General features: G+C 61.7%; 4 protein-coding genes. All 4 read right to left on the bottom strand.

Annotation, left to right across the window (positions count from 1 at the left end; all coding sequences use genetic code 11):
• Positions 1–324, bottom strand: a 324-nt coding sequence (locus tag D1641_RS18640; protein WP_201757438.1) for a FeoA family protein, incomplete at its 3' end; no start/stop codon positions are given.
• 132 nt (positions 325–456) lie between these two features.
• A complete protein-coding gene (locus D1641_RS18635) occupies positions 457–1,389 on the bottom strand; it encodes a helix-turn-helix transcriptional regulator (RefSeq protein WP_160668451.1) in 933 nt (310 codons plus the stop codon).
• A gap of 137 nt (positions 1,390–1,526) precedes the next feature.
• Positions 1,527–2,231 carry a GDSL-type esterase/lipase family protein gene (locus tag D1641_RS18630; protein WP_160668449.1) on the bottom strand — a complete coding sequence of 235 codons (705 nt, stop codon included), beginning with the start codon at positions 2,229–2,231 and terminating at the stop codon, positions 1,527–1,529.
• A 42-nt stretch (positions 2,232–2,273) separates the two neighbouring features.
• Entirely contained in the window at positions 2,274–3,086 is an 813-nt protein-coding gene (locus tag D1641_RS18625; RefSeq protein WP_160668447.1) for an Mrp/NBP35 family ATP-binding protein, read from the bottom strand.
• Positions 3,087–3,184: the final 98 nt, after the last annotated feature.

Below are 3,184 nucleotides of genomic sequence, written 5' to 3'. Positions count from 1 at the left end.
CTCGTGCTCGTGAGCCCTCAGCTGGCGGCGGGCGGTCTCCGGGTCGCGGCGGGTCATGGCCGACCGGGCGGCGCCGGTCCCCCTGGGCTGGGGCTGGCCCATGACAATCTGACCGGCGTCCGCCTTCCGCAGGGACAGCTCATACCCCCGAAGGGACACCTCAATGGGGTCCCCCAGAGGTGCGATTTTGGTCACCCTGACCTCGGTGCCCGGGGTAAGGCCCATATCCACCAGCCGGCGCTTTACCGTCCCCGATTTGTTGGCGATGGACAGTATGGTCCCGCTCTGGCCGGGGGACAGGTCCTCCAGCGTTCGGTGCTCCATATACATTCCTCCTGTTTGGTTAGTCATAACTTACTGCCACAGTTTTATCATAAATCCGGAGGATTGTCAAGAAGTTTTTTGCCCGGAGGAAGGACAAAAAAATTCCCCGGCTGAAGGCCGGGGAATTGCCGTCTATTCACAGTACATCCGCACTACCAGGCAGACCTCCTCCTCCCGCTCCGGCGGAAGCGCTCCGCTGGGGGCGTAGGTGCCGCCGTCGGGGCCGCCTATGGAGATCGTCAGCAGGACCAAATCCTCCCCCCGGCCCACCTCCTTCGCGCCCTTCATCGGGCTCCAAACCGCGCCGCCGCTGACATAGGGGTTGGTGATAAGGTCCAGCGGTCCCCTGAAGGAGCAGCCGGCAAAGTTTACCCCGCATTCAAACCACATCCAGGTCCAGCGCCCCTCCTCCTCTGACCACTCCTCGCTATGAGGCTCAACGCTCAGCACCAGCAGCTGATGCCGGGCGCCAAACAGCTCCCGGTCAGACCACATCTTCCCCAGCTGCCAGCTCTCCTCCAGGCCCCCGTGGGTCCACAGCTCGGCCTGAATCGTGCAGCCGGCAAAATCGTCAGCCAGCGTCACCTCATACAAATGCAGAGAATGCCCCCGTATACCCAAGGCGCCGGCAATCTGCTGCTCCCGGTCGGAGGTGTCCAGGCTCCTAACCACCGTTTTCCTCTGGGGGAGCCACTCGGTGTTGTCCCGGACCCAGATATAGCCCAGCCCCAGCACTACGGTCAGCAGCAGGACGGCGGACAGGATAAACAGCCACTTCCACCGCCTGATTTTCGGCCCCAGCTGGGCCAGCCCGAAGCGCAGGGAGTCCCGGACGGCCTCCTCCCCGGGCGCCTCCCCCCGCTGGCCGGAGAGCAGCTCGGTGACGGTGAGGTCCAGCGACTCGGCCAGGGGCTCCAGCAGGCCGATGTCGGGACAGCTCAAGCCCCGCTCCCATTTGCTGACGGCCTGGGTGGATATGTGCAAAGTCTCCGCCAGGTCCTTCTGGGTCAGCTCCTTCTCCTTCCGCCTCTGGGCAATCAGCCCGCCTGTTTTAATCGCGTCCATTTCACCGCCTCCTTATGGCCCTATCTTACCCCCAAACCTCCATTTTGACAATCAACTGTTGGTTTAGTAGGGAGAAATGTTTAAAAAACCGCCCGGAACGGCCGGTTCTCAGCCATTCCGGGCAAAGTGCATTTTTATCACTTCCCCACCGTGTGGGACAGGATATAGTCTGCCATAACCCGGTACTCCGGGGCGGTGAGGTGGACGCCATCGGTGGAGATGTCCGCCGGAAGGAAGCCGTTTCCATCGGCGAAGCAGGACCACAGGTCCACCAGATAGCACTCCTGCTCCTCACACACCTCGGCCAGGGCCTCGTTCAGCCGCTTGACGTTCTTCTGGTTGAAGTCGCTGGAGGCGGACTTTTTCTCGGTAGTGGGGGTGATGTTCAGGACGTAGATGGGGATGCCCTCAGGCTGATTGTCCCGAATGAGCTCCACAATGGCGGCCATATGCTCCTTCAGGCTCTCCTTGGAGGTGGTGATCTCGTTGACCCCCAGCATGATATAGATCTTGTCAAAATCCTTCTGGCCCAGGCCGGTCTCCAAGGTGCCCGTTCCGCCGTCAGGCAGGTCAAACCCGCCGAAGCTGAGGGCCTTCTTGGCGGAGATGCCCGTGTCGGTGAAATAGTGGATGTCCGCATCCACCTTCGCGAAGCCCTTGAAGCCCTCCATCAGGGAGTGGCCGATGACGGCGCTGTTATCAAACCAGTCGTCCTCCCGCTGCTGGCTCTCGGGGACAGGCTGCGTGTAATCATAGTCGGGCAGAAGGGACTGACAGCCGCTCAAAGCCAGGGAGAGAGCGGTGAGGGAGGCGAGAAGGACGCTGGTAAAACTGCTGATCATGGTATGGCATCTCCTGAAGCTGACAGAATGTTTCATTGCGCCTCAGCCATCCAGCCGCTCAGCCAGCCGGGCCATGTCGCCGGCGGGGAAGTCCTCGATCCTTCCGGCGTCGAAGGCGGCGGCCAGGGCGGGGTCAATGGGCAGGCGGGCCAGAACGGGAATTTCCAGCTCAGCGGCCACCTTTTCAATGTGGCTCTCGCCGAAGATGGCGTGCTTTCCGCCGCAGTCTGGGCACTGGAAATAGCTGTAGTTCTCCACCAGGCCGATGACGGGAATATCCATCATCTTGGCCATATTGACGGCCTTGGCCACAATCATAGACACCAGGTCCTGGGGGGAGGTGATCACAATTACCCCGTCCACCGGCAGGGACTGGAACACAGTGAGGGGCACGTCGCCGGTGCCGGGAGGCATATCCACGAACATATAGTCGATATCCCCCCAGATGACCTCCTGCCAGAACTGGGTGACCACCCCGGCAATCACCGGGCCCCGCCAGATAACCGGGTCGGTCTCGTTGGCGGAGAGGAGGTTCAGGGACATGAGCTTAATGCCCCCCCTGGTCACAGCCGGGTCGATTCCCTGGTCGGAGCCGGTGGCCCGCTCATGGACGCCGAAGGCGGTGGGGATGGAGGGGCCGGTGATGTCAGCGTCCAGAACGGCCACCTTCCGGCCCTTCTTCGCCATTGCCGCCGCCAGAGAGGCGGTGACGGTGCTCTTGCCCACGCCGCCCTTGCCGCTGACTACGGCGATGACCCGCTTGACGCTGGACAGGGCGTTGGCCGGAACCCGCAGGTCCCGCTCGGAGCAGCTCTCGCCGCAGCTGGAACAGTCGTGGGTGCAATTTTCTGCCATAATTGAAGCATCTCCTTATGATTGATAATAATATTGTAGGGCGCGACGACCTCGGCGCGCCGCTGGAAATATTTTTGAAATTTACGGCGCGCCAGGTC

This window comes from Colidextribacter sp. OB.20, from assembly GCF_009911595.1.
Classification (GTDB): Bacteria; Bacillota; Clostridia; order Oscillospirales; family Oscillospiraceae; genus Lawsonibacter.
This window is presented reverse-complemented; position numbering and strand designations above follow the sequence as displayed.